Source organism: Streptomyces spiramenti (genome assembly GCF_012034385.1).
Classification (GTDB): Bacteria; Actinomycetota; Actinomycetes; order Streptomycetales; family Streptomycetaceae; genus Streptomyces; species Streptomyces spiramenti.
The window spans coordinates 1-24,249 of sequence record NZ_JAAVJB010000063.1 but is presented as its reverse complement, the minus strand read 5'-3'; the positions used below and the strand labels follow the sequence as shown (position 1 = coordinate 24,249).

Annotated in this window: 17 protein-coding genes, 1 tRNA gene and 1 pseudogene; 2 read left to right on the top strand and 17 right to left on the bottom strand. The window is 72.3% G+C overall.

What is annotated here, in order from left to right; all coding sequences use genetic code 11:
* Positions 1-149: 149 nt before the first annotated feature.
* Both HCJ92_RS10460 and HCJ92_RS10455 read right to left on the bottom strand, forming a co-directional pair.
* Positions 150-884, bottom strand: a complete 735-nt coding sequence (locus HCJ92_RS10460) for an N-acetylmuramoyl-L-alanine amidase (protein ID WP_167933215.1) — start codon at positions 882-884, stop codon at positions 150-152.
* Positions 885-1,644: 760 nt separating this feature from the next.
* Positions 1,645-2,304, bottom strand: coding sequence for a hypothetical protein (locus tag HCJ92_RS10455; RefSeq protein ID WP_167933214.1), 660 nt, complete (start codon positions 2,302-2,304; stop codon positions 1,645-1,647).
* A gap of 583 nt (positions 2,305-2,887) precedes the next feature.
* Here HCJ92_RS10455 and HCJ92_RS10450 point away from each other — a divergent pair.
* Positions 2,888-3,796 (top strand): RICIN domain-containing protein, encoded by a 909-nt coding sequence (locus HCJ92_RS10450; RefSeq protein ID WP_167933213.1) that lies wholly within the window; start codon positions 2,888-2,890, stop codon positions 3,794-3,796.
* A 176-nt stretch (positions 3,797-3,972) separates the two neighbouring features.
* Here HCJ92_RS10450 and HCJ92_RS10445 read toward each other — a convergent pair whose 3' ends face one another.
* The 9 genes from HCJ92_RS10445 to HCJ92_RS10405 form a co-directional block, all read right to left on the bottom strand.
* Positions 3,973-4,497, bottom strand: a complete 525-nt coding sequence (locus tag HCJ92_RS10445; protein ID WP_338054111.1) for a hypothetical protein — start codon at positions 4,495-4,497, stop codon at positions 3,973-3,975.
* Between the two features lie 5 nt (positions 4,498-4,502).
* Entirely contained in the window at positions 4,503-5,897 is a 1,395-nt protein-coding gene (locus HCJ92_RS10440; protein ID WP_167933218.1) for a DNA cytosine methyltransferase, read from the bottom strand.
* Between the two features lie 10 nt (positions 5,898-5,907).
* On the bottom strand, positions 5,908-7,749 hold the full coding sequence (locus HCJ92_RS25605) for a DNA cytosine methyltransferase (RefSeq protein WP_338054110.1): 1,842 nt from the start codon (positions 7,747-7,749) through the stop codon (positions 5,908-5,910).
* Positions 7,746-8,645 (bottom strand): hypothetical protein, encoded by a 900-nt coding sequence (locus HCJ92_RS24325; RefSeq protein ID WP_209310946.1) that lies wholly within the window; start codon positions 8,643-8,645, stop codon positions 7,746-7,748. Before HCJ92_RS24325 ends, HCJ92_RS25605 begins: the two co-directional genes overlap by 4 nt.
* Positions 8,642-10,597, bottom strand: a complete 1,956-nt coding sequence (locus tag HCJ92_RS10425) for a hypothetical protein (RefSeq protein WP_167933212.1) — start codon at positions 10,595-10,597, stop codon at positions 8,642-8,644. Before HCJ92_RS10425 ends, HCJ92_RS24325 begins: the two co-directional genes overlap by 4 nt.
* Positions 10,598-10,602: 5 nt before the next feature.
* On the bottom strand, positions 10,603-11,622 hold the full coding sequence (locus tag HCJ92_RS10420; RefSeq protein ID WP_167933211.1) for a PD-(D/E)XK motif protein: 1,020 nt from the start codon (positions 11,620-11,622) through the stop codon (positions 10,603-10,605).
* Positions 11,619-14,171, bottom strand: coding sequence for a Z1 domain-containing protein (locus HCJ92_RS10415; protein ID WP_167933210.1), 2,553 nt, complete (start codon positions 14,169-14,171; stop codon positions 11,619-11,621). Before HCJ92_RS10415 ends, HCJ92_RS10420 begins: the two co-directional genes overlap by 4 nt.
* A 214-nt stretch (positions 14,172-14,385) precedes the next feature.
* Complete coding sequence (locus HCJ92_RS10410; RefSeq protein WP_167933209.1) at positions 14,386-14,820, bottom strand: very short patch repair endonuclease; 435 nt, start codon at positions 14,818-14,820, stop codon at positions 14,386-14,388.
* Positions 14,821-15,174: 354 nt separating this feature from the next.
* Positions 15,175-15,247 (bottom strand) — tRNA-Lys (locus tag HCJ92_RS10405).
* 315 nt (positions 15,248-15,562) lie between these two features.
* Here HCJ92_RS10405 and HCJ92_RS10400 point away from each other — a divergent pair.
* The gene (locus HCJ92_RS10400; protein ID WP_167933208.1) at positions 15,563-16,651 is read left to right on the top strand and encodes an enoyl-CoA hydratase/isomerase family protein; all 1,089 of its coding nucleotides are present in this window, start codon (positions 15,563-15,565) and stop codon (positions 16,649-16,651) included.
* Positions 16,652-16,875: 224 nt separating this feature from the next.
* Here HCJ92_RS10400 and HCJ92_RS10395 read toward each other — a convergent pair whose 3' ends face one another.
* From HCJ92_RS10395 to HCJ92_RS10370, 6 genes and pseudogenes are all read right to left on the bottom strand, one after another.
* Positions 16,876-17,349, bottom strand: a complete 474-nt coding sequence (locus HCJ92_RS10395; RefSeq protein ID WP_167933207.1) for a DUF4430 domain-containing protein — start codon at positions 17,347-17,349, stop codon at positions 16,876-16,878.
* A gap of 175 nt (positions 17,350-17,524) precedes the next feature.
* Positions 17,525-19,051, bottom strand: coding sequence for a prenyltransferase/squalene oxidase repeat-containing protein (locus tag HCJ92_RS24320; protein ID WP_209310945.1), 1,527 nt, complete (start codon positions 19,049-19,051; stop codon positions 17,525-17,527).
* A complete protein-coding gene (locus HCJ92_RS10385) occupies positions 19,048-19,869 on the bottom strand; it encodes an ECF transporter S component (protein ID WP_167933206.1) in 822 nt (273 codons plus the stop codon). Before HCJ92_RS10385 ends, HCJ92_RS24320 begins: the two co-directional genes overlap by 4 nt.
* A 296-nt stretch (positions 19,870-20,165) precedes the next feature.
* A complete protein-coding gene (locus tag HCJ92_RS10380) occupies positions 20,166-21,872 on the bottom strand; it encodes an ATP-binding cassette domain-containing protein (RefSeq protein ID WP_167933205.1) in 1,707 nt (568 codons plus the stop codon).
* Positions 21,869-23,143 carry a CbiQ family ECF transporter T component gene (locus HCJ92_RS10375; protein WP_167933204.1) on the bottom strand — a complete coding sequence of 425 codons (1,275 nt, stop codon included), beginning with the start codon at positions 23,141-23,143 and terminating at the stop codon, positions 21,869-21,871. Before HCJ92_RS10375 ends, HCJ92_RS10380 begins: the two co-directional genes overlap by 4 nt.
* Positions 23,140-24,249 (bottom strand): annotated as a pseudogene (locus HCJ92_RS10370) (hypothetical protein); the annotation flags it as partial. The gene HCJ92_RS10375 and the pseudogene HCJ92_RS10370, both read right to left, overlap by 4 nt.

Genomic DNA, 24,249 nt, shown 5'->3' with positions numbered 1-24,249 from the left:
GGCGGGGAGGCGGCGGTGCGGCCGACCGGGCGCCCCGTCGCGGCGCCCTCCCTCCGATGGAGGGCGGGGCGGTCGTCGCAGGGCGCCGCCAGGGGCGCGACGGTGGGTGGCGGTCGCCGTACGGGCCGCCGGTGCCGGCCGGCCGACGGTCAGACCTGGGTGCCGCCGTCCGCGTCGGCTCCGGCCGGCCGGTCGACGGCGGATTCCCGCGCGGGCGGCACCGCGGCGTCGCCCGAGGCGGAGAGCGCCGTCGCGCCGGCACCCGGCTTGCCGTCGAGGAGCTTGCCCACGCGGGCGCGGAAGTCCTTCATCATCGCGGAGGCGTTCTTGCCCGGCCCACGCGGATCGATCTTGCCGGCCTGCCATTCGGCGTGGGCGAGGACGCTGTACTGGTTCCAGCCGTGAGCGCGGCAGATCGCCGCGGTGTAGCGGGCGATGGCCTCCAGTTGGGCGGCGGGCCAGGGGTCCTTGCCGTCGCCGAGGTTGATCGCCTCAATGCCGTAGAACCGCGAGTTCCCGTCTTGGCTGGAGGCGCGGGGCGCGGGCAGGCTCTTCTCCTCGCGGATCACCGCCGCCAGGACGTCGGGGTCGCCGTTCCCCGCGTGGTTGGCGCGGCCGTGGCCGACGAGGTGCATCCGGCCCTGCTTGTCGGCCACGGCGTGGCAGAGCGGCCCGGGAAGCCCGCTGTACCCGTCGCGGCAGATGCGGACCGAGGCGTCGGTGCCGGAGGTGACGGTGTGGTGGATCATCACACCGTTCACGGGGCCCCAGCCGGTGCCGCGGCTGCCTCTGTTGTGCGTACGCCACGAGCCGACCTCGACGACGTCGACGCCTTCGGCTCGGAGGGCTGTGATCAGGTTGGCCGGTGTGAGGGGGGTGGCCATCGGAGCCTCCATGGGGTCCGGTCTCGTGCGTCGCGGCGGCTGGCCGCGCCGGGTGCCGGCGTCCGGGGTGCCGGGCGCCGGGAGCGCTGCATGTGGTCGGGAGCGCGGCGTCTGTGGGGGCGCCGGGGAGCAGGCGGGTCGAACGCCGGACTGCTCGGTCGGCGACGAACCCCGTTTTCCGGGCGGTGCGTTCGGTGGTCGTCTCGGTTTCGTTCGCTCAGTGGTACGGGCGGACCAACGTAGCCGCCGCGTCCGGCGATCGGTACGACCCGAGTCGTGTGTCATCCCAAGGGGTGTCCGCGTGAGCGCAGTTGGCCGGAACCCTGTTCCCACGGAAGTCGTACGTTCGAGGCGCGCCCCCGGCAAGCTCCGGCGTACGCCCGCTGCCCTCGCCACCGCACTCCACCGCAGGTCGGAGGGTCGGCCCCCGAGTCGGCGCGGCCCGCGGCGCACTGGATCCGGCCGTCCCGGAGTGGGGCGGCGCCGGCGGGCGGGCGGGGCCGGGGCACCGTCTTGGCCCGGTTCGGGCGCGGGTGTTCGGCCGAGGTGTTCGTTTCCGCGCCCGGGAGGTTTCGACGGCCGGAACGGGCTCCGGGCGCTGCCGGGTCCCGGCGTCGGGGCCCAGTGCGCGTACGCACCGACGCGGGCGCCGCGGCTGCCACGGGCCGGGCAGCCGAACGGTCCGCGTGGGCGCGGTCGTTCGACGGTCCGGAGAGGCCGGGCGCCACGACCGACGGGGGGCACGGACCGACAGAGCGGCTCAGGGAGCCGTGATCACCACGGAGGCGGTGTCGGCGGATCGGGAGGCGGTGATCTCGGCACCCCCGATGACGGTGGTGTCCCTGCTGGTCCGGTCCGTGGCGCCGAGCGAGGCGAAGGCGTCGGTGACCCACACCTCCGCCGCGCGGCGTTCGACGCCCTCGACCCCGGCCGCGGTGACGCAGTCGGCGAGGAACTCCCACTGCCCCGCGGGGAAGTCGGGCACATCGGTGGCGGTGCAGTTGATCTCGGTGGCTCGGCCGTCCGAGTCGGTGAACGCCTCGGCGGAGAGCCGCAGCCCGCCCTCGCCCTCCCTGGTCTCGGTCTGCCAGCGCAGCCTCCCCGTCCCTTCGCTCGTGGTGATCTCGACCCCGGATTCCGTCCAGTTGACACCGTGGACCCCTGCCAGATGCTCGGCCCAGTCCGCGACGTCGACACCGATCAGGGCGGCGATGCCCTCCGGCAGCCCCTCTCCGGGCGCTCCGGGCTCGCGTTCGCCACCGGCGTCGTCGTCCGCACCCGGCCCGCCGGGGTCCTCGGCGGTCTGCGCGGGGTCGGGCGTGCCGGCGGTGTCCGAGGGCTCGGAGGTGCAGCCTGCGAGCACGAGTAGCAGCAGCGCGGCGGGGAGTGCGGCCCGCTGGGGGCGTGTTGTGTACGTCATGCCCGCACACTGCCCCAACGGACCGGCCGTTGCGCGTCGGTCAGGGCAGCGGTTGCCGGGCGCTGTGGTGCACTTCGCCGCGCGCGGTGCGGAGTTCGGTGGCGCGGTGGCCCGCTCGCGCCGGGAGCGCCCTCCCGCGGACGCAAGGATCGGCGGGACGCGTGAGCGCCCGCGAGCTGTCTGCGGGGCGGGCAGGCCGGCGGCCCCGAAGGGCACGCCGGGAGCGGACCGGGACATCCGGTCCGCATCCGTAACGTGGCGAAGTGTCGGATCTCCCGGAAACCGACACAGACTTCTGAGCTCTGCCTGAGGTGGTTCCGTGGCGTTATGTCGCGCTTGGAGAAAGCCGCAACGTGTCCGCAACTGCGCGCTTCCCCGACCTGGGCATAGCCTCAGCAGCGGACACCCGTGACGCGCAGCTGGAGCCAGCCGACGATGCCGACCGTTCCGCCGTCCCGCCCTTCGCAGACCCGACCCGTGAGTCGCCACCGAACGCTGGTGGGCCGCGGGCACCGGGCGCGGGGTGCGACCAGGCGCTCCGGGTGTTCCGCACCCCGTCTACTCCGACCCTGAGGTATCGCCCATGACCCAGGAGCCAAACCCCCGTTTCGCCGACACGTTCGCGCGACGCCCGACAGTAGGCCGTCGAGGCCTACTTCCCGGTAAGAGGGTCTACACCTCCACCGCCTGGACCGTCGCCGTGGCCGCCCTCGTGGCCGCGACGGCGTACGGCGCGTCCGCCGTCATCCCGGGCGACGCGGACGAGGACGCGCTCGTGGCACCGGTCTCGTCCAGCAAGGCGCCCGAGCTTCCCGACAAGCCGCAGCCGAGTCCCGACGCCGAGGAGGAGGACGAGAACGAGGCCGAGGAGGACCTGACCGACGTGGTCCAGGTGGCGCCGCCGCCCGTCGCCGCCGTCGAACAGGTCGAGCCCGAACCCGAGGAAGAGGAAGAAGAAGAGGAGCAGGAGGAAGAGGTAGAGGAGGAGGAAGAAGAGGAAGAGGAGGAGGCCGCGCCGCCCGTCAAGTCCGGGACCGTGGCCAACAACGCCCTCGCCGCCCTCGATGACGGCGGCACCTACCGGCTGCGCGCCGGCACCGGCGACAACCTCTGCCTCGACGTCGCCTGGAGCGTCACCAGCTCCGGCGCCGACCTGCACCAGTGGAACTGCAACGACTCCACCGCCCAGCAGTTCACCCTCCGCAAGGACGGCGACGACGGGGTCTTCAACCTTCAGGCCATGGGCAACTGCATCGATGTCAACGGCAGTTCGCAGTCCCCCGGCGCCAAGGTCCACCAGTGGAACTGCAACGGCACCGACGCGCAGCGCTGGCGGATGGAGAGCGTGGGTGACGGCGTGTTCCGACTGCGCTCCGTCGTCAGCGGACACTGCCTCGACGTGGCGGGCAACTCCTCCGACGTGGGCACCAAGATCCACCAGTGGAACTGCAACGACGCGCGCGCCCAGCGCTGGACGCTGGAGCGCCGCTGACGCGCTTCCGCAACGGCAGCCGCTGAGCGGTGACGCACGAGGGCCCGTGGCAGGGGAACAACCCCGCCACGGGCCCTCGTGCGTCACGTGACGGGCCGGGCGGCGGTGGTCGCCCGTGAGGGCGGCCCGAGCCGGCCGCGGGCTCCCGGGAGGCGGCCGGGGCGGGGAAACCGCTCTCAGTCCCACTGGTTGAACACGGCGCCGCCGAGCGTCCGCGTCCCGTGGTATCGGGCCTCACGCCGTTCGACGGGTGTGAGGGCGTCCCACCCCGCGTGGTCCAGGTCGAGTCGCAGCGTCTCCCGGCCGAGTACCTCGAACCCGGCGTGCCGGAACGCCGCAGCCCACGGCGGCGGCGTCAGGAAGTCGTCGCGGTGGAGGTCGTGCGACCCGTCGACGAACGCGACCCACCGCAGGTGGCAGTGGCCGAGGACGGTGTGGGCGGCGCCCAGCCGGTCCGTGAGTACCGCCCGGTGGAACGTCTGCGGGTACGCGCGGGGCTCCGACGCTGCCACCCGTCCCCTCGCGGTGCGCGCGGCGTGGTGGAGCGCCGCCCGGAACTCGCGATGTGCGACCTCCGGGAGCGCGCCGTCGTCGGGGCGGGCGAACCCCGTCGCCCCGTAGGGCAACAGACCCTGGGACGGAATGGTGACGACGGCCCGGCCCTCCCGTCCGGCGATCTCGCTCCGCCGCTCGTCGGCCACTGCGTTCAGCCTGCGGGGTCGTCTCCATGGTCGGACGGACCGCCGTCGCCGCGGAGGAAGTCGTGAATGGCCGCGGCGATCGCGGTACCCAGGGGAATGGGCACCGCGTTGCCGATCTGTCGGGCGATCTCGGTCTTGGAGCCGCACCATCGGTAGCCGAGAGGGAATCCCTGAATTCTGGCCGCCTCGAAATGGGTGATCGGGCGGGGCTCCACGGGGTGGAGGTATCGCCCCTTCTCGGGCTTGAAGAACTCGGTGCGGATCGTGACGGAGGGCTCGCCGAGACGCAGGCGTCCCATGACGTCGCCGGAACCGGAGTTGTGGTTGTCCCAACTGGGAGTGGAAAGGTACGTCACCCTCGTTCGCACGCCACTGAGGTCCGCCTCACCGAAGGTCCGGATGATGCCGCCCTCGGTCACCGTGAACCATTTCTTCCGCAGGTCCTTTCGGTTCCCGCCCGGAGGGATCACCTGGTAGCGAGCCAGCGAGAGCGGCGCCGGATTCCGCCCGAAGTGCAACTGAGAAGTGGTGAAGACGCCCGGGAGTACAGCGTTGACTTCGGGAACGTGTTCTTTCTCGTCGGGGAGTTCGGTACCGGTGATCGACAGCTCGGACGACTCGGCGAAGACGGTGTCCACCGGCCGCCAATCGGTCGGCGGCGGCACGGGGTTCTCACCGAACAGGCGAGTCCTTGCGTCGGTGGCACGTCGAGAGGGCTTGATGTGGGTGGCGGCCGGATACGCCATGGCTCGACTGACCTCCACGTCCCGGCGCACGCCTATGAGGATCGCTCGCCTGCGGGCCTGGACGGCGCCGTAGTCCGCGGAGTTAAGGAGGTAGCGGCTGTACCTCTTCGCCTGCGTTTCCCCCGGGTCGTGCCCCGGGGGGTCCACCAGCCGGTAACCGTCGAGCTTGCCCCCCTCCCCCACTTCCGCCAAGAGGTTCTCGAACTCGTCCGACTTCAGGAACCGGTCGACGTTCTCGATCACGAAGACCTTGGGCCGCACGGCGGCAACGATTCGGACGTAGTCCTCCCACAGGCGATTCCGTTCCGAACCGGTCCGACGGCGATTCAGCGCGGAGAAACCCTGACACGGTGGGCCACCGACCACGACATCTGCGCACTGCGCCTGGGCGTCGGGCTGCCAGTCCTCGATGTCACCGACATGGACCCGCCCCGCGGGCAGTCGCGTGTCGGTCCTGCCGCTTCCGAAGTTCACTGCGTACGTGGCGGCAGCCGCGCGGTCGTGTTCGACTGCCGCAATGCTGTGGAACACCGGGCCGCCGTCCCGGCCACCCACGGGACGGAATTCGTGGAAGCCCTGCGTGAACCCTCCGCAACCGCTGAACAGGTCGATGACCGTGATGGGCTTCGGAGTAGGAGGGGCGGACGCACACATGGGAGTGATCCTAGCCGCCCAGGGCAGCCGCCAGCGCTCGACCGACAGCGGCAGCCAGCGGCGGCGGCATCGCATGCCCGATCTGACGGTACCTGGAGGTCTTGCGGCCGACGACGTTCCAGTCAGGAGGGATTGCCTGGATCATCGCTGCCTGCTCGACCGTGAGCCTCGGCTGCCCGTCCACGGCGAAGGTCGCTCGGGGAGGGGCGTCGCCGAGACTCTGACCGTTGACACCGAGCGCCGCCCAAGCCCTCTTGCTGCCCGTGGGTCCGAGGTCGGCTCCGCCCCGACGATCCGAACCCCCGACAAGCATGGGCGCCACGACATCGGCGTTCGCGGCCCAGCGCTCCGCCCCCGGCCAGCCGTCGGAGGCCATCGAGGGGCCGAGTACCCGGCCGACGGTCGGGGCACGCGAAGCCTCGGGCTCCGGCCAGGAGAACCGCGACGAGTACGGCTCCCGCAGCGCCACAAGGAAGCCGCTCCTCCGGTTCTGCGGCACGCCGAAATCCGCTGCGTTCAGCACCCGCCACTCCGAGCGGTAGCCCGCTTCACCGAGGCGGTACTCGATCGCCTTGCGCTCGGTGGCGAGCACATCGCTGTCCACCAGATCGGGAAGGTTCTCGAACATCAGCGCCTTCGGGCGCATCAGGAGGGCCAGCCTCACCGCCGTGTCGAGCACGCTGCGTTCCTCCGCGTCATCTGACCGCCCGCCGCTCGCCACGGATGCGAGCCGAGGCAGGCCACCACTCAGCAGGTCGATGTCCGACGTTGCCGGGTGTGTCGTCGGGTCGAAGTCCGCCACGTCCATGCAGACGACGTCCCAGGCGGGCCGATTGTGCTTGATCGTCGCGCAGGCGTCGGGCTTGCTGTCGACCAGGAGAACCGGGTCGAAGCCGGCAGCTTCCAACCCCAGGGCCTGGGCCCCGGCCCCCGCACAGATCTCGACCGAGCGGAACGGGGGACGGGAACCTCGCACCGGGGGCGTCACCGATGCAGGCTGCGAGGCCGGTGGCAGCTGGGGTGCGACACCGTTCGGGACGTCCGTGTGGTCGCGGTCCCGCCGGTGGCGCTGTCCTCCCGTGCCCGGCCCCGGCGGCCCCCCTGTGCGCTGGGCCTCGACGGACTCCCGAGCGACCGAACGCAGCTCCTGGTCCAGGGCGTCACCGTCGACGGCGTCGAAGAGAACGAAGGGGGCGAGACGGAGGAGCCTCTTCAGGAAGTCCTGGAGAGTCCTGCGCTCGTTGAGCCCTGCGAGGTCGAGGTCCTCCCACACACGGAGGATCGCCCGCACGAGGTGCGGGCTTCCGCCGAGCGCCACTCGTCGTGCGTAGATCTGGTCGAAGGCGGCCTCGCCCAGGATGCCCAGTGCCGCGTAGGGCGTCGGGCTGTCGGGATCCCGGACGAGTTGGGCCCGCCACCACAAACGCCCGAACACGTGGCGAGTGAGGTCGGTGGCCATGACGCGGTCCTTCGGCGGTCGCGGGTACCGCCAGTGGGCGACGTCCGGGAGCAGGACGAGCGCGAGGAACGCCCAGACGTCCCGTGACGCGGCCTCCGCCGGGACCATCCCTGTCTCGGCATGGAGGAGGGCGGCGACCCCGATGTCGAACTCGGCGTTGCGCACTCGGTCGGACGCGTCGGGGAAACCGGCCTGGGCCGCGAGCCCGAGTACCGCGGTACGGAGCTGCCGCAACCGTTCCGCCGAGACGCGGTCGCCGCCCGTCGCCACGTAGACGGCGGAAGCGTGGGACGTGGCGGCACGTGCCGTGAGCTCGGTGATCGTCAGGTGCTGGTACTCGTCGCGGAGCGGGCGTGCCTGGTCGGTGAGGAGTCGAGGGTAGAGGAAACTCATCCGGGCACCTCGAAGATCTTGACCGCCGCCTGGAGGTCGGAAGCGAACAGGGCCGACGACCCGCTCCGGCGGAGCCGGACATCGGTGATGGACTGGTCGGGAAAGAGCCGATCGAAAAGGCTCGACAGAGTCGCGCCGAGCGATCCTTCGGGGAAGCCGGCATCGTCGGCGAAATCGTCGGAGTCCAGCGCGTACTCGATCATGCTGCGAGCCGCGTCGGCGTAGACGGCGGACAGCACAACCGAGTCGAGTGGCCGCGGCCTCCCCGCATTCTCGAAGGCTGTCGCGGTGACGGTGTTCTTCTCGTTGACGAGCAGGAGCAGCGAGCCCATGGTGGCGCTCTCCAGGCTGCCGCTGATCTGCAGGTGCCAGGCTGCCCTGTCCGGGAAGGACGTGCGAGCGAAGTCGATGACCGCCATGGGGAACTGCGGTGCGTCGCCCTGCAGACGGACTTCGTCCCGCCGGCTCCACAGGACGGAGCCCGCCCGTCTCGGCGCGGAGGGACGGGAATGCGTGTGCCGCTCGGCCAGCACCAGCACCGTGTCGAGCAGAAGCAGCCCGCCGAGGTCCGAGCCGCGGAGCAGGACGTCCAGGTCGACCGTGACGGTGCCGTCGCCGGTCATCCGTTCGTGCTGAGCCGGGCCGCTGAGGTTGGAGCCGGTGGCGGTCCACACGGCGGCGAGCGCAAGGGCCGCGTCGCCGGCGAGCCCGGACTCGGCCCGGACCCGATCGAGGTCGACGCGGACGCTGCTCCGCAGCTGCAGATCCATGTGGTAGTCCCAGTCCGGCAGCGCGCTCGGCAGGGGCACCTCACCGTCCTCGGTCACGAGCGACCACGGGCCGGCGGCAACGGCTTCCTCGGACGGAGCCCGGTAGGGCAGCGCGTGTCGGGTCACGGTGCCTGCACCGCCCCGACCTTGACGGTGATCTCGGTCATGGTGTCGGGCGCAGGCCTCACCAGAACTCGTAGCACGGCGTCACCCCCCTGCATCTCGCAACTCTCGGATGCGATCAGGTCCCCGGCATGGTCCTCCCAGCCGATCAGCGACGGCATGACCGCGCCGAGCGGCGGGTCCGTCTCGCGACCACCGGCGCCCGGCAACGTCACCGCCAGGTCGATCCGGACCCGCTGGGCCCCCGCGACCGGCAGTCGGAACTCCTGGACGAGGACGGTGTCGGTGCCGCGATCGTCGTAGTAGGGCTCACCGACGTACTGCACGCGCGGACGGCGCCGTGAGCCTCCGGCCTGTGCCGCCCCCGTCGGCCCGGCCCACTGCTCCGCGTCAGTCGCGGCGTCGCCGCCGGGCGGCTGTCCGGTGGCGGGGCCTCCGGACGCCCGAGGGTCGGCTTCGTTGCTGTCGCGCTCCGTTCGCCGCGGCAGTCGACGAGTGCTTCCCGGCTTGGTGAACGCGGTGCCGCCTCCCGCCCCCCACGCGCCCCCGACGAGCCCGGAGAAACGCGAACTGGCGGCTCCCAGAGCGACGGTGCTGCTGCCCGATCGGGCTTGCCCGCCGAGTGAGAGCAGGTCGTTCAGTTCTTCGCCGATGCGCCGGAACGTCGTCTGCACGAAGGTGCTCTCGGGTTTCTCGAGCGACTGCGGATTCCACGCGTCGTGCGTGGGTGGCTCGGCCTTCGCGTAGATCTCGTCCATGCTCTCGTGGGCGCGGAACACCCCGGCGTACCCCTGGTTGACACTCGGTGGTCGCGGGCCCGCGAAGTAGGTGACGACGAGTTCGGCGGGTCGCATCAGGCACACGTGATGCACCACCTCCTCGATGCCGAGCATCCGCGAGGCGTGGGTGGGCGTCAGCTCGGGCATGATTCGCTTCTCCAGGCCGAGAAGCCCCAGCTGCCGCTTCGGCTTGTGGCAGACGAGCTCGCTGCCGTCCGTCCCTGCCATTCTTTCGTGCGCGGCGACGAAGAGGTTGAGCGGACGGATCTCCCGCGGGTCGGGCACCGGGTGCGACACACCGTCGCAGGTCACGGAGAAACGCATGGCGGGCAGCGCCGTTCCGTGGGAGATCATCTTGGGCCACAGGTGCCAGGCGATCGTCTCGGCCAGGTAGTCGGCCGCCGCAGACGGCTCCAATTCGTCCAGGTGAGGTTCGATCACCACGACGGTGGTTCCGGTCTCCTCGCCGGCGAAGCGCTTGAGGCCGAGACGCTGGGCCACCTGCTCCGCCTCACGGCCGATCAGGGGTTCGACGACTTCGCCCGACGTGTCCCCCCACCAGTGCCGGCCGGTGTACCGCCGGCTGCCCCGGTCGTCGGCGACCACGTGGCTCTTCCAGAGGGTGCAGCCGATGAGTCGGGTCTCGAAACCGTGGGCCGTGCGGCATCGCGAGTGCACCAGGACGGTCCCGGGCCGGGACAGCAGGTAGAAGATGCCTTTGCCGAAGCCGTAGGTGCCACCGCCCAACACCGTGTCGCGCGGCTCGCCGATGTTGCGGACGAACGAGACGAAATCACGCTCCGGACCCACTGCGGCGTCCGCCCGTGTGGGACCGCCCAGACCACAGGTGCCCCGGTCGGAAACGGCCAGCAGCTGGATCGGGCCACGCCTCAGGTGATCGCGCAGCGGAAAGTGCGCCGCGTCGACCGGAGCGCCCTGAGTCAGCAACTCTCGCCATGCTGCCCGGTGAGCCGGGCCGACCGTCCACATGTCGAGGCTGTAGTCGACCGGCCCGGGGGTGAGCGGGGAGCGGGCGTCCCAGCTGTTCTGGGCCGACTCGCGGACCAGGATGGTGAGCAGGTCCAGCTCGGGGCGGCCGAGTTGATTGCGGATTCCCTCGGCGGCGCTGGCGCCTTCCGGAGGGTAGGCCTGGGAGAACCAACCGGGTGCGGTCATGCGGGCTACTCCTTGATCATCCGGTCGATCACCCGCGACGTGTCGTCGGCGGACAGGGCGGGCGGGATCTGTCCGGAGAGGTCGACGGTGTACTCGACGTCCAGGACCGGCACCGGAACACCGGCGGCAACGAGTGCCCGGCCCGTCAGGCTCGGAAAGCCGGCGTCGACCCGGTACCAGCGCTCCTCGATCACCTGGAACCGAACATCGCGATACAGGTCGGCGTCGGACGGCCGGTAGCCCGCCGCGGCGAGCAATGTGAGCAACAAGTACTCGTCGTCGCAGAGACGACGGGCCCGGTCCACGAGTTCCGGGAACGCCGTGCCGGGGCCGTTCGCCCCGGTGCGCCGAAGCCGGAACCAGGCGAGGCAGAGCGTGCCGCCCTCCGGCGGCTCCAGCTGGTCGAGGCCGTGCACCCGCGGACGCCGGCCCTGCGCGGCCGTGCTCGACTTGACCTCGACGGCGGTGACATCGGTCGAGAAGTCGTGGCGGTGACCCGACGGGCCACGCCAGATCCGGTGTGCACTCGGGTCACTCGCGAGCAGCCGGCCGAGCAACGTCAGCTCACCGAAAAGCCCCGCGAGCTGCTCGGCCCCCAGCGGTGCGGCCCGAGCCAGAAAGAGCGCCTTCCAACGATCGAGGACCTCGTACAGGGCTCTCACGGGATGTGCGGACGCTCTCTCGACCTCGCCGAGCACGTCGGCACAGAGCTCGGTGAACAGGTCGTGGAGATCGTTCCGCAGGCAGGTGAGGTCCACGTAGTGCTGGTAGGTGTCCTCGTCCTCCAGCGGCCTCTTGCGCAGGCGCAGCACGGGACCGTCGAGCCCTGTCCGTACCTTGGCATGCGTCGGAACCGGTACGAGGAGGTGTCGGTTGCCCTCGTGGTCGACCGCGGCGGCGAGCGGCCCCCGATCGGAGACGACGGTGAGTTCGGCGACCCGCAGCCGCCGTGCCTCCGAGACCCGCTCGGCCTCGAGCGCTGACCAGTGGTCGGCCAGCAACCGACGGAGGTGCTCCTCGATCACGCCTCCTCGCCGTCGACGAGGCTGTAGTCCTCGTCCTCGATCGTCACGTCGGTGAGATCCGCAGAGATGTACTTCTCCACGGCGCTGTCCTCGAACTGCGGCTCGGGGAAGACCATGCCGACGCCGATGACGTGCTCCTCGGCGTCGAGCGGCGCGCGCAGCTTCTTTCCCGGCTCCGGCTCCGAGATCCGGTCGATCGGGTAGAGGACGAGCAGACCAGTGGTCGGCAGTTCACGCCGCCGCAACTTTCGAATGTCGCTCTCCGTCAATCTGCCCACGTCGCCGGTCAGATCCACGACGGCGTCACGACGGCTCATGAGCGTCTTGATGTCCGCGAACCCCGATGTACCGTCGTCGACCTTCAGACGGGCACGTGAGTTCCGCCCCACCCCCACGCCCGACCCGAAGTCGAATATCCCGCCCTTGGGGGTTCCGACGACCGCGACGTTCCAGCGCTGCAACGCGGCAGCCGAGGACACGCGCTTCCGGATGTAGCCGGTGATGAGGTCGGCGTCGTTCTCGGGCGACTTCTCGTGGAACCGGTAGTCCGACAGGAAATCGATCACGAACTCGTGCGGCACCTGGTGGAAGACGAACCGCCCGACCTCGGGGCGCTGGTCGACACGGGCCGAATGCGAGGCCGAGGCGCCCACCAGGGCTCGGGCCGCCTTGATGTTCCCCCGTAGCCAGTCGGCGTCGGTGCGGAAGTAGCGGGTCTGGACCCGCTTGCCGCCGTAGGAGGACGCCGCCGTGACCGCGTCACGCATCTTCGCCGCCGCGGTCACCCGCAGAGCGGGGTGGGTGCGCAGACGAACGGCGAAGGTGAGGGGGGTCTCGTCCTCCGTCATGTAGATGTCGATGTCCCGGCGCATCTCCGTCTCGACCGTGGCCAGGTGCCGGAACCACTCCGCGAGCTCGTCCGTCATCCAGATCCGGGGCAGGTCCGCATAACCGTTGCGGAAACCGAACCAACGACCCATCTGCAGGAGGGTGTCGTAGGCCGAGACGGCGCGCACGAAGTAGCTGACCGACAGCCCTTCCAGGGTCAGACCGCGAGAGAGGGTGTTACCGCCCACCGCGATGGCCACGACCGGGCCGTTCTCGTAGTCCAGGCGGTCCTCGCTGCGGGAGTTGTCCATGATGACGCGGCAGCTCTCCAACACGCCCGGAAGCTCTGCCACCAGCCGCTCGAACGGGACCTTCGCCTCACCGAACTCGTCGGCGAGGACACGTTCGCTCTCACGGTCCCAGATCTCGCGCAACCGGGCGATGAAGCGGGCGTCCTGCAGTGACCCGGCGGCGGTGTCCCGCAGATGCAGCAAGGGACGGCGGAAGCTGTTGTGCACCGAGGTCTTGACGCTGGTGTGGATCAGCATCGTGTTGTGCGGATTCCCTGTGCCCCGCACCCGCCGTGCCGCCGTGACCAGCCAGAAGTACTCGACGGCGGTTCGCAGCGCGTCGGTGATGACGGGCTCGAACCCCTCGGCGTCCGCCTTGGTGACGGGCCGCACACACGGGATGTCGTCCACGGGAACCGATCGGATCATGTCGTGGCCGTCGTCGACCTGTCCCGGGTCGTCGCCGTCGAGCGCATAGCGCCCGAAGAGCACCTCGGTGCCGAAGTGTCCGGCGGGCTTCGGCAGATTGACGACGAAGTCACGGGGATAGAGATCGTGGGCCGCTGGGTCGATCAGCAGGTTGGCGAAGGGAGAGGCCGTGTAACCGACATAGGCGCTCTTCGGCAGGCTCCCCATGATGCTGAGGATCAACGGGTTGATCGATTTCGTCGCCACCGTCGCCTGATCGGCCTCGTCGTCGATGATGAGGGCCGGACAGTCACCGAGGAAGTCGGATGCCTTGTCCAGCCATCGCGCGAGCTTGCGAAGCACCGTGGCGTTCTTCTTCACCACACACAGGACATGTGTCCTGTTGTTCTTCCCGAAGTACGATGCGGGGTTCTCCTGCGGTGTGAAGTCCTTGTCCAGCCCGGTCAGCTGGGACCACAGCGCGGGGTTCGGCTCGACCAGCTGCTGGACCAGACGCGCCTGCGTCTGCCTGCGGAGCCCGTTGTGAATACCGGCGAGGACGATGAAGAGCTTGTACCCGCGGTCGGCGGCCTTCGCCATGACGGCGGTGAAGTTGGTCGTCTTCCCCGACTGCACGTGACCGACGACCAGGCCACGGGTGGAGAACGACTTCTCCTTCGGGTGGTTCAACAGCGAGACCACGCGAGTCGACGAGCCGTCCAGCGCATCGATCGAGGGATCGCGGGGCCAACCGGCCCTCTGCAGCTCGAGTTCGATCGCCGGCCAGCACTTGTCCTTCGACTGCGGGCCCGTGTACCAGGTGTCACGGTTCCCGAGGACCACAGCGTGCGGCTCCTCGAGCTCCTTGATACGGACGGTGTCCCGTTCGTGCCGATCCCGAATCTGCTGGACGACCTCGTGCTCGATGCCGAACAGCTCGAGTCGCTTGACCGCCTCCGATGGAGGAAACGCGTCCAGAAGCGCTTTGAAAGTCTCGTAGTTGTCGTCGAATGCGTCACCCATGGGTGAGAACTCCCCCGCTCTCGTGTCCCGAAGCCCTCCCGGGCCCGGCGCCCCCGCGCCCGCCCCCCGAGCGCGATGCCGTGGTCTGCGGCTTCGAGAGCACGCATCGGCACGCCACACTTATACAGCACCGCCGCCCGACGGACACACGGGACGCAGGATTCACACGGCCCGCACGGGCCCGTACCCACTGTCGCCGGGACGCCGGCTCTGTTCAGCGACGACGCCGGGAGGACGCTCTTCTCCCCTCCACCGCCAGAGCGATCTGCCGGGCGACCTCTCCTGCCTCCTCGTGCTCCCAGAACCTCACTACCAGCCAGCCACGGGCGCCCAGGTGCTCGGTGGTCTCGCGGTCGCGCGCCATGTTCCGGTCCAGTTTGGTGCGCCACCATGCCGAGTTCGCTCGGGGACTCGTGGCGTGCTCCGGACAGCCGTGCCAGAAGCACCCGTCGAAATAGACCGCGATCTTCAGCCGGCCGAACACGACATCCGTCGTCCGGCGCGGGAGGCCCGGAACGGGCACGTGAAGCCGATACCGGAGCCCCTGGGCATGCAGCAGACGACGGACGGCCACCTCCTGAGCCGTGTCGCGTGATGCCTGACGACTCATGCGAGCCGAGACGGCGGGCGATGATGCTGTCGGGCACATACGTCGAGTCTCCCACTGGCAGACGGGACCGTCCGGGGCCGGGCGACCCGAGCAGGGCGACGGCGAACAGGAGGAGCCGCGCCACCGCGCGGCCGGCCCGGCGAGTGCCATGGTGCTCGAGCTCGAGTCTCCCAGCGGTGACCGGGCGACCGGCGGCGTTCTCTCTCCGGAATCGGAGCCCGGCCCAGCCTGCCTTCACTGTGGGGGGCATGCTCCCCGGCGGTGGCGGAGCGCGCTCGACGCGAACGGCCCGGGGCCCGGGAGGGGCCGGGGGACGACGAACCGCCCCGGTCGACGGCGGTCGACGGGGGCGGAAGCTGCGGGTCGGAGGGGTGCACCCCGGCCGCCCGGCGGTAGGCCGTGTGGGACTCGAACCCACAACCAATGGATTAAAAGTCCACTGCTCTGCCAATTGAGCTAACGGCCCGCTAGAGCAGCATAGCGGCCATGCCGCCCCGGCGTCGCAGGTGATGCGTGGTCCGGTCGGGCGGTGTGCCGGGGCGGTGGTCGACCCGTGCCGACGGGGCCCGGTATGGGCGGATGCGCGGCGCGGAGCACTGTCCCCGCGGTCGAGGCGGAGGCATGATCGACAGTGGTGGTGCGTCTACCGCTCGGGCGGTCGGCCGCGTCCACCGTGCCCCGGAGGGCCGCGGCGGTGTCGTGGCCGCCCGCCAGGACGTCGAAGGGACCATGTGATGAAGCGGCTCACCGACCACCCGGCCCGACCGGACGGGGTCGGCCGATGACCCCGGCCGGCACCGGCGAAGCGCCGGTGCTGCGCCACGTCGAGGGGCTCGCCGGGTTCCTCACCCTCAACCGGCCCCGGGCGCTGAACTCGCTCGACCACGCCATGGTTCGGACCGTCGAGGAGGCTCTCGTCGAGTGGGAGGCGGACCCGACCGTACGGACCGTCGTCCTCACCGGCAGCGGTGACCGCGGGCTGTGCGCGGGAGGCGACGTGCGTGCCGTCTACGACGACGTGCGGTCCGCCGGTGGCGAGGCCGCGGCCGGTGCCTCCGAGCGGTTCTGGCACGACGAGTACCGGATGAACGCCCGGATCGCGCGGTTCCCCAAGCCGTATGTCGCCGTCATGGACGGGCTGGTGCTGGGCGGGGGCGTCGGGATCTCCGCCCACGGCTCGGTGCGCGTGGTGACGGAACGGTCGCTCGTCGGGATGCCGGAGACCACGATCGGCTTCGTGCCGGACGTCGGGGGCAGCTACCTGCTGTCCCGCGCCCCGGGTGAACTGGGCACGCATCTCGCGCTCACGGGGAGCCCGGTCGGGCCGGCCGACGCCCTGCTGTGCGGGCTGGCCGACCACTTCCTGCCGTCCGAGGCGCTGCCGGAGCTGCTCACGGCGGTGGCGACGGAGCCGGCGTCCGACGTGGTCGAGCGGCTCGCCACGACGCCGCCCCCGGGCCGACTCGCCGACGCGCGGGGCTGGATCGACCAGTGCTACGCGGCGGACACGGTGGAGGAGATCGTGCGCCGGCTGCGGGCCGCCGGGGTGCCGGAGGCGGACGCGGCGGCCGACGCCCTGGCGACGAAGTCCCCGACCTCCCTGAAGGTGACGCTGGCAGCGCTGCGGCGCGCCCGTGAACTCGACTCGCTCGAAGCGGTGTTGCGGCAGGAGTACCGCGTCTCGTGCGCGATGCTCGCCGTGCCGGACCTCGTCGAGGGCGTGCGGGCGCAGTTGGTGGACAAGGACCGCGACCCCAAGTGGTCCCCGGCGACGCTGGAGGAGGTCGCCGAGGCCGATGTCGAGCGATGCTTCGCACCGCGGCCGGGGCGGGAGTTGGAGCTGCCGTCGACGGGGGACGGCGAGCACTGACCCGTGAGGGCCGGCTCCCGGCAGGCGTCGGCGACCGAGAATCGGTGCCGGTGCCCGGTACCCGGTGCCCGACGAGCGGTGAACGAACACCAGCCGTGAACGAACAGCCGCCGTGAACGATCGGCGGCGCCCGCCGGACCGTGGTCCGGCGGGCGCCGTGGTGCGACCTGCCCCACCGCCGGCCCCGGGACGGGGCCGGCGGTGAAGGCGACGGGGTTGTGGGATCAGTAACCGGTCCAGACGAACTCGACGTCGTCGCCGTCCTCGACGAGGAACTGGCAGCCGCCCACCGGGGTGGCCTGACCGTTGACCGAGATCAGCCAAAAGTCGGAGTCGGTCTGCACGACGCCGTCGATCTCGGTGACGAGGTAGTCCTCGAAGCTGGTGTACCAGATGCCGTCCCAGTCCAGGCCGGAGTCGTTGAGGGCGGTGGTCGGGGTGGCGCCTGCCGTCGGGTTGGCGCCGAAGTTGGTGCCGTCGCAGAGCTGCGCGGTCTCGGTCAGCGGCGACACGACGCCGCCGTCGGTGGTGACCTGGTCGTCGAAGAGGACGGAGGCCGGGCCGGTGACGGTGAGGTTGACGGTCACCGGGGCCGCCTGCGCCGAGGGGGTCGCGGCGGCGGTGGAGACGGCGGCGCCGGCGGTGAGGCCGAGCACGGCGAGCGAGACGGTCACTCTGCGGGTCAGGGTGCGTGTCATGGGGATGACTCCTCCGTAGGTGGTGGCGTTTTCGACGGTGGTGCTCGGTGGTGCTCGGTGGTGCGGCGGGCGCCCCGGACGGTGGTACGACGGGTGGAGCGGTCCGGGGCGCCCGCGTTCCTGGGCGGCGCCGGTGCGCGGCGCCGCGGGGGAGGCGGCTCGTGGGTCGAGCGGCTCAGACCGCGGTGGCGCGGCGGCGGCGCAGGGTCACCGCGTAGGCGACGCCACCGGCGGCCAGCAGGCCGACCGCGGCGGCCATGAGCGGCATGACGTTGCTGCCCGTGTTGGCGAGCCCGCCGTCGGGGGTGTGGTCGTTGTCGAAGCCGCCGGCGGCGGCGTCGCCGCCCGCGTAGGTGGTGCCGCCGTCGCCGAAGGTGGTGTCGCCGGTCGTGCCGTCGGAACCGTCCGTGGTGGTGCCGTCGACACCGCCGTCCGTGCCGGTGTCACCGGTCGTACCGTCGGAACCGTCCGTGGTGGTGCCGTCGACACCGCCGTCCGTGCCGGTGTCACCGGTCGTACCGTCGGAACCGTCCGTGGTGGCACCGTCGGTGCCCCCGTCCGTGCCGGTGCCCCCCTCGGTGCCGGTGCCCCCGTCCGTGCCGGTGCCGCCGTCGCTGCCCGTTCCACCGTCGGTGCCGGTGCCGCCGTCATTGCCGCCCGAGTCGCCCGCGGGGACGCACTCGATGGTGTGCGCCGCGTCGGACGCCTTGCCGCGGTCCAGCTCGTAGAGGGCCTTCCCCGCCAGCGCCGGGATGACCTGGGCGGTGGCGCGCAGCGTCATGCCGTCCACGGCGGGCTCGTCGTAGCCGACGGCACCGCGGTGCGAGGAGTCGGCGGCGTCGCAGCCGACCTGGAGCGAGAGGAGGTAGTCGACGCCGCGCTTCGCCTCCGCGTCGCGGTTGCCCGCGGCCAGCGCCTGCACCGCGAGGGCGGTGGAGTTGGAGTTCGCCCCGACGTTCGCGGCGCCGTTGTAGGAGAAGCCGCCGCTGTCCTGCTGCTTGGTCGCCAGCCAGTCCAGCCCCTTCGCCGCCGCGCCGGTGTTACCGGCGGCGAGCAGCGCCTGCACGGCCATGCCGGTGGAGTCGGGGTCGGCGTTGCAGCGGTCGGGGTTGCGCGCCAGCGACAGCGGGAAGCCGCCGTCGGCGCACTGGGTGGAGGCGATGAAGTCGACCGCGGAGGCGGGGATGTCGCCGGTCTCGTGGAAGGCGAGGACGGCGAGCGACTGGCTGAACTGGTTGGACATGTCCATGCGGCCGGCGTCGCTGACCCGGCCGCTCTCCTGGAGCTGCCCGTGCAGCAGCGCGGTGAGGTCGAGGCCGCCGAAGTCGGAGGCGTCGCGGCCCTGGATACCGGCGACCAGGGCCAGCTTGGCGGTGCCGCCGGCGTTGACGTTGTCGGAGCCGCCGCGGTGCACGTAGTCGGCGGCGTTGGCCTCCAGCCAGTCCGTGGCGCGGTCGGCGGTGGCGCCGCTGGTGCCGGTGGATATGAGGCCCATGATGATGTCGGAGTTGAGTCCGTGGTCACCGCGGTAGCTGCCGTTCTCGTCCAGCTGCGCGGCGGCCCAGGTGGCCGCGGCAGCGGAGGGATTCGTGAACTCCAGCTGGGCGTCAGCAGGTTCGGCGTGGGCGACGGTGGGCGCCATCAGCGCGGCGGTGAGGATCGCGCCGGGCAGCAGAGCCGCGCGCCGCAGGGTGGTTCTCATGGTCGTCGTGCTCCTTGGGGTTCGGCAGCGGCGAAGCTGACGGGCGTGTCGAAGGCGGCGCGCCGTGCGGCGCGCCTGAGAGTCGCCAGAACGGCGGGGCCGAGCACCGCGATCGCGATGATGTTGGTGATCGCCCGGCCGGTGTCCCAGCCGAAGGCCGAGGTGGCGAGCGTGTAGAGGAAGAAGGTGTGGAGGTTGGTCATGGGCCCGGCTTCGGGGTCGAACGAGAGCTGGGTGCCGTCGCCGATGGCGAACGGCCAGAACCAGAGGTTCATCACGAAGCCGAACAGGTAGGCGGAGGCGGCCCCGTAGGCGGCGAGCATCGCGATCTCCGCCCGGCCGGAGGGGCGGCGCGGCAGCAGGCCGGCGCCGAGGCCGACCCAGGCGGCGGCCATCATCTGGAACGGCAGCCACGGCCCGACGCCCGCCGTGAGCAGCGCGGAGGCGAACAGCGAGGTCGCGCCCAGGGCGAAGCCGAACCCGGGGCCGAAGACCCGGCCGGCGAGGATCAGCAGGAAGAACACCGTCTCGATGCCGGCGGTGCCGGCGCCGAGCGGTCGGAGCGCGGCGTTGAGCGCCGCCAGCACACCCAGCAGGGCGAGGGTCTTGGGATCGAGCCCGCCCTCGGTCAGCTCCGCCAGCACCACGGCGAGGATGATCGGAAGCAGCACCACGAAGAGCATCGGCGCCTGCGCGGCGTGGGCCACGCCCTGGGGTTGCGGCGGCACCAGCAGCGGCCAGCAGAACATCGCCAGCCCCAGCAGGCTCGCCACCAGCAGCGTGACGGCGGCCCGTGGGCCGACGCGGAGCGCGGTCACTCGGGAGCGTGCGGTCGGCTGCCGTTTCGGCGGGGCCACAGGAGCAGGCCGGGCAGCGCCGGGAACCGCAACGGGAGCCGCGACGGCCGGTCCCCCGGACGTCGCGCCGGTCACGCCGGTCGCCTCGGTCGCCCCGTCCGTCCGGTCGGGGCCGACAGCACGGGAACCGGGCGCGGCGTCCCCCCGGGTGACGTCGGAGGCAGGGGCGGGGACGGGCGGGGTGTCGCAGGGCGGCGGGGCGCCCGGGTCGGTTGCGGCGGCGGGCGGCGGAGTGTCGCCGGGACGCGGGGTGGTGGTCATCGTGGCGCCCCTTCGGTTCGGGGCGGCGCCGCCTCTTCGAGGTCCGCGGCCAGCGCCCGCCCCACCTGGTCGGGGGTGAGCCACGGCAGGGGGCTCAGCACCTTGGCCACCTGCGGGGCGAACGCGGGTGAGGAGCAGACCACGTCGGGGGTGGCGCCGTCGGCGACGATCTCGCCGTCCGCCATCACCACCACCCGGTCGGCGACGGCGGCGACGAACTCCACGTCGTGCGTGGCGATCACCACCGAACGCCCGTCGGCTGCGAGCCGCCGCACGACGGCGCCGAAGCGGCGCTTCGCGGCGTAGTCCAGGCCGCGTGTCGGCTCGTCGAGGAGCATCACTGGTGGCGCCGCGGTGAGTTGGATGGCAAGGACCAGCGCGAGCTGCTGCCCCTCGGAGAGGTCCCTCGGGTGCGACGCCCCGCCGATCCCGGGGGCGAGCCGGTCGAGCAGCGCCCGGCAACTCCCCTTCCCCGCTCCGGACTCCGCGTCCGACTGCTCGCACTCCTCGTCCACCGTCTGGAGGTAGAGCAGGTCGGCGGCGGTCTGCGGCACCAAGCCGACCCGGGCACGGGCATCGGCCGCCGGCAGGTCGCCGGGGTCGCCGCCCGCCACCTCGACGGTGCCGGACCGGCGGGGACCCGAACCCTGGACCGCCCACAGCAGTGAGGACTTGCCCGAGCCGTTGCGTCCCATCAGGGCTGTCACCTCGCCGGCGGCGAGTCGCAGGTCCACCCGTCGCACCGCGACCGTCGAGCCGTAGGTGACGGTCACCGCCCGCGCCGTGAGCAGCGGCTCCCCGGCCGCGGGGGGTTCGCCGGCGGGGCGGCCCACCGGGACGGCGCTCGGCGGGACGTCGACGTCCGCGGGGTGGGGCGGGCCGGGGGCCCGGTCGGTGAGCCGCTCCCGCAGCCCGGCCGCGCGGCGCCGGGCGTCACGGACCGACAGCGGCAACGGGGACCAGCCGGCCACCCGCCCGAGCTGCACGACGGGCGGCGCGACGGCGCAGTCCGGCATCAGCTCGGCGGGGGTGCCGTCCCGCACCGTGCCGTCACCGGGGAGGTACAACAGGCGGTCGGCGTACTGCAGTACCCGTTCCATCCGGTGCTCGGCGATGAGCACCGTGACCCCCAGGTCGTGCACCAGGCGGAGCACGGCGGAGAGCACGTCCTCGGCGGCGGTGGGGTCCAGCGCCGAGGTCGGTTCGTCCAGCACCAGGACGGACGGGTGGGAGGTGAGGACCGAGCCGATCGCCACGCGCTGCTGCTGCCCGCCGGAGAGCGAACGGAGCGCCCTTCCGCGCAGTTCGGCGATGCCCAGCAGGTCGAGGGTCTCCTCGACCCGCTTCCGCATCACCTCGGGCCGGACGGCCAACTGTTCCATCCCGTAGGCGAGTTCCTCCTCGACGTTGTCGGTGACGAACCCGGCGAGCGGGTCCTGGCCCACCCGGCCGACGAGGTGGGCGAATTCCTGGGGCGGGCGGCTCTCCGTGCCCTGCCCGGCGACGGTCACGCGCCCCCGCAGATGGCCGCCGGTGAAGCGGGGCACCAGGCCGTTGACCGCGCCCAGCAGCGTCGACTTGCCGGTACCGGTGTGGCCGGTGACCAGGCACAACTCGCCCTCGGGTATGTGCAGGTCGACCCCGGCGAGCGCCGCCGGGCCGTCCTCCTCGTAGCGGAAGCTGACGTCCTCGAAAGTGATCACGCCACGGGCTCCTTCCTGGGTTCGGCGCCGTTCGCACCGCCGAGACCGTTCGCACCGCCGGCGCCGTTCGCACCGCCGGGACCGTTCGCGCCACCGGGACCGTTCGCACCGCCGGCCGGGCGCGGGGCGGCGACCGGCGGTGCCGCGGTGCGCGGCGGCTCGGGTGTCAGGAACGCGGGCAGCACGCCCGCGAGGACCGCGAGGACGGGGATGAGAGAGAGCTCGGGCCAACTGAGCGGCGACAGCGAGGGATACAGGTTGTCGGGGTCGACACCGGCGGTCAGGAACATCAGCGCGGCGGTGGTCGCCCCCGCCCCGGCGGTCAGCAGCTCAGCCGGCCGCCACCGGTCCGGTCGGTAGCCGGTGCGGCGGACCCGCCGGCCGCCGAGGACGAGGCCCGCGAGGGCGACCGCACCGCCGCCGAGCAGCAGCGGCGCGCCGAGCAACGCCGGTGCGGCGGCGTCCAGCACGCCGTACAGCCCGCCGCAGACGCCCACCAGTCCGACGACGACCAGCACGCCGGTGATCAGGCGAGTCCGCGGGTCCGCGCCCCCGGTTCGCCCGTAGCCGCGCGAGGCCATGGCCGCCGCCAGCGCCAACGACCGGTTCAGGGCGTCCTCCAGCACCGGGATGATGATGCCGCGCAGCGCGCGGCGCCCCTTGCCGGCCGCCCCTCGCAGCCGCCGGGCACGGCGCACCCGCCGTACGCTCTCGATCAGTTGCGGTGCCACCGTCAGCGCGACCACCACGGAGGCGCCGACCTCGTACAGCGCTCCGGGCAGCGCCTTCAGCATCCGCTTGGGGTCCGCCAACGAGTTGGCGGCACCGACGCACACCACCATCGTGGCCAGGCGCAGCCCGTCGTAGAACCCGCCGAGCAGCTGCTCGGCAGCGACCTCGCCGAACAGCCGGATACCGGCCGCCGCTTCGGGCAGCGGGATCTCCGGCAGCGTGAACAGCACCGTGTCGCCCTGTCCCCCACCGAAGACGATGCGGAACGCTACCCGCATCACGATGATGAAGGCGCCGAGCGCGAGGTACATCCGGAAGGAGAGGGCCCAGGGCGCGTCGCCCCTGCGGCGTACCACGACATAGGCGGCGACCGCGAGGATCATCGCCAGCAGCAGCGGGTTGGTGGTGCGGCTGGCCGCCACGGCCAGGCCCAGGGCCCACAGCCACCAGGCCCCGGGGTGCAGCGAACGCGCCAGCGGCGGCCAGGTCGGCTCGGGCCACCGCCGGCCGGGTCTGGCAGGTTGCCGGTCTCCACTCACGGCGCCTCGCCCTTCCCGCCGCCGGGAGACCCGGTGCCGGGGTCGGCGCCGGCCTCGCCGTCGGTGCCGCTTTCGGCCCCGGAGTCGGCGCCGTGGGCGTCGGACCGGCTGGCGTCGTTCCCGGGGTCGCTCGCGCCGCCGGTGTCCGGCTCCGCGGAGGCGCCGGGCGCCGTCCCCCCGGTCGGCTCGGGGGCCGGATCGGCGGGCGGCGTCGTCTCCGCCGGTGCGGGCGTGGCCTCGGCTGCGCCGGGGGCCGCGTCCCCGGTGTCGGCGGCGGCCGATCCGTCCACCGACCCCGGTGTGCTGTCCGCCGGTGCGCCCTGGTCAGGAGCGGTGTCGCTTGACGCGTCGTCGGCGGGTGCGCTGTCCGCCGGTGCGTCGTCGGAGGGTGCGTCGTCGGCGGGTGCGCTGTCCGCCGGTGCGCCGTCGGAGGGTGCGTCGTCGGCCGGTTCGGGTGTCGCCGCAGTACCTGCCGCGTACTCCGCACCGGCGGCTCCCCACGCGCTCCCCGCATCGGGCTGCTCCGCGGCGGTCGCGGCGGCAACGGTCGGCTCGGCGGTCGGCACGGCGCCGGTAGGGGCGGCGCTCCCGGCGCCGACGGCGCCCGGCGCCGGAGCGGGCGTGGCGAAGAGCCCGGGGTCGTCGTCCGGACCGCCGGATGCCGCGGCGGCACGGCGACGCCGCCAGGCGGTGGCGCCGGCCGCGCCGACCAGCGCGGTGAGCAGCGCCAGCCCGGCGAGGGTGGTGGCGGGCGGGGTGCCGCCGGTGCCGCCGCCGACCGTCTCGGCCTCGGTGTCCTCGCCGCTCCACTCCGCGGCCTCGGTGGGCTCCGGCGCGGGCGCGGTCTCGTCGGCAGCGTCGGACTCCTCGTCCTCCGACTCCTCCTCGTCCGCGTCCTCCTCGGCGTCGGCCTCCTCCTCGTGGGCGTCCTCGTCCGCGGGGTCCGTCGACTCCTCGTCCTCGTCGCGGGCCTCGTCGGCGTCCGCACCGTCGGCGGGATCCTCCGGCTCGCCGCCCGGGACGGCCGGGACTTCCGCCCCGCCCGCCACCGCGCCCCCGCCGAGTCCGCCACCCGCCGCGCCGCCGTTGCCGCCGTCGCCGGGGGC

Coding starts and splice junctions, on each gene's coding strand:
- HCJ92_RS10460 (WP_167933215.1), bottom strand. CDS start 884: ATGGCCACCCCCCTCACACCGGCCAACCTGATCACAGCCCTCCGAGCC.
- HCJ92_RS10455 (WP_167933214.1), bottom strand. CDS start 2,304: ATGACGTACACAACACGCCCCCAGCGGGCCGCACTCCCCGCCGCGCTG.
- HCJ92_RS10450 (WP_167933213.1), top strand. CDS start 2,888: ATGACCCAGGAGCCAAACCCCCGTTTCGCCGACACGTTCGCGCGACGC.
- HCJ92_RS10440 (WP_167933218.1), bottom strand. CDS start 5,897: ATGTGTGCGTCCGCCCCTCCTACTCCGAAGCCCATCACGGTCATCGAC.
- HCJ92_RS25605 (WP_338054110.1), bottom strand. CDS start 7,749: ATGAGTTTCCTCTACCCTCGACTCCTCACCGACCAGGCACGCCCGCTC.
- HCJ92_RS10425 (WP_167933212.1), bottom strand. CDS start 10,597: ATGACCGCACCCGGTTGGTTCTCCCAGGCCTACCCTCCGGAAGGCGCC.
- HCJ92_RS10415 (WP_167933210.1), bottom strand. CDS start 14,171: ATGGGTGACGCATTCGACGACAACTACGAGACTTTCAAAGCGCTTCTG.
- HCJ92_RS10410 (WP_167933209.1), bottom strand. CDS start 14,820: ATGTGCCCGACAGCATCATCGCCCGCCGTCTCGGCTCGCATGAGTCGT.
- HCJ92_RS10400 (WP_167933208.1), top strand. CDS start 15,563: ATGACCCCGGCCGGCACCGGCGAAGCGCCGGTGCTGCGCCACGTCGAG.
- HCJ92_RS10395 (WP_167933207.1), bottom strand. CDS start 17,349: ATGACACGCACCCTGACCCGCAGAGTGACCGTCTCGCTCGCCGTGCTC.
- HCJ92_RS24320 (WP_209310945.1), bottom strand. CDS start 19,051: ATGAGAACCACCCTGCGGCGCGCGGCTCTGCTGCCCGGCGCGATCCTC.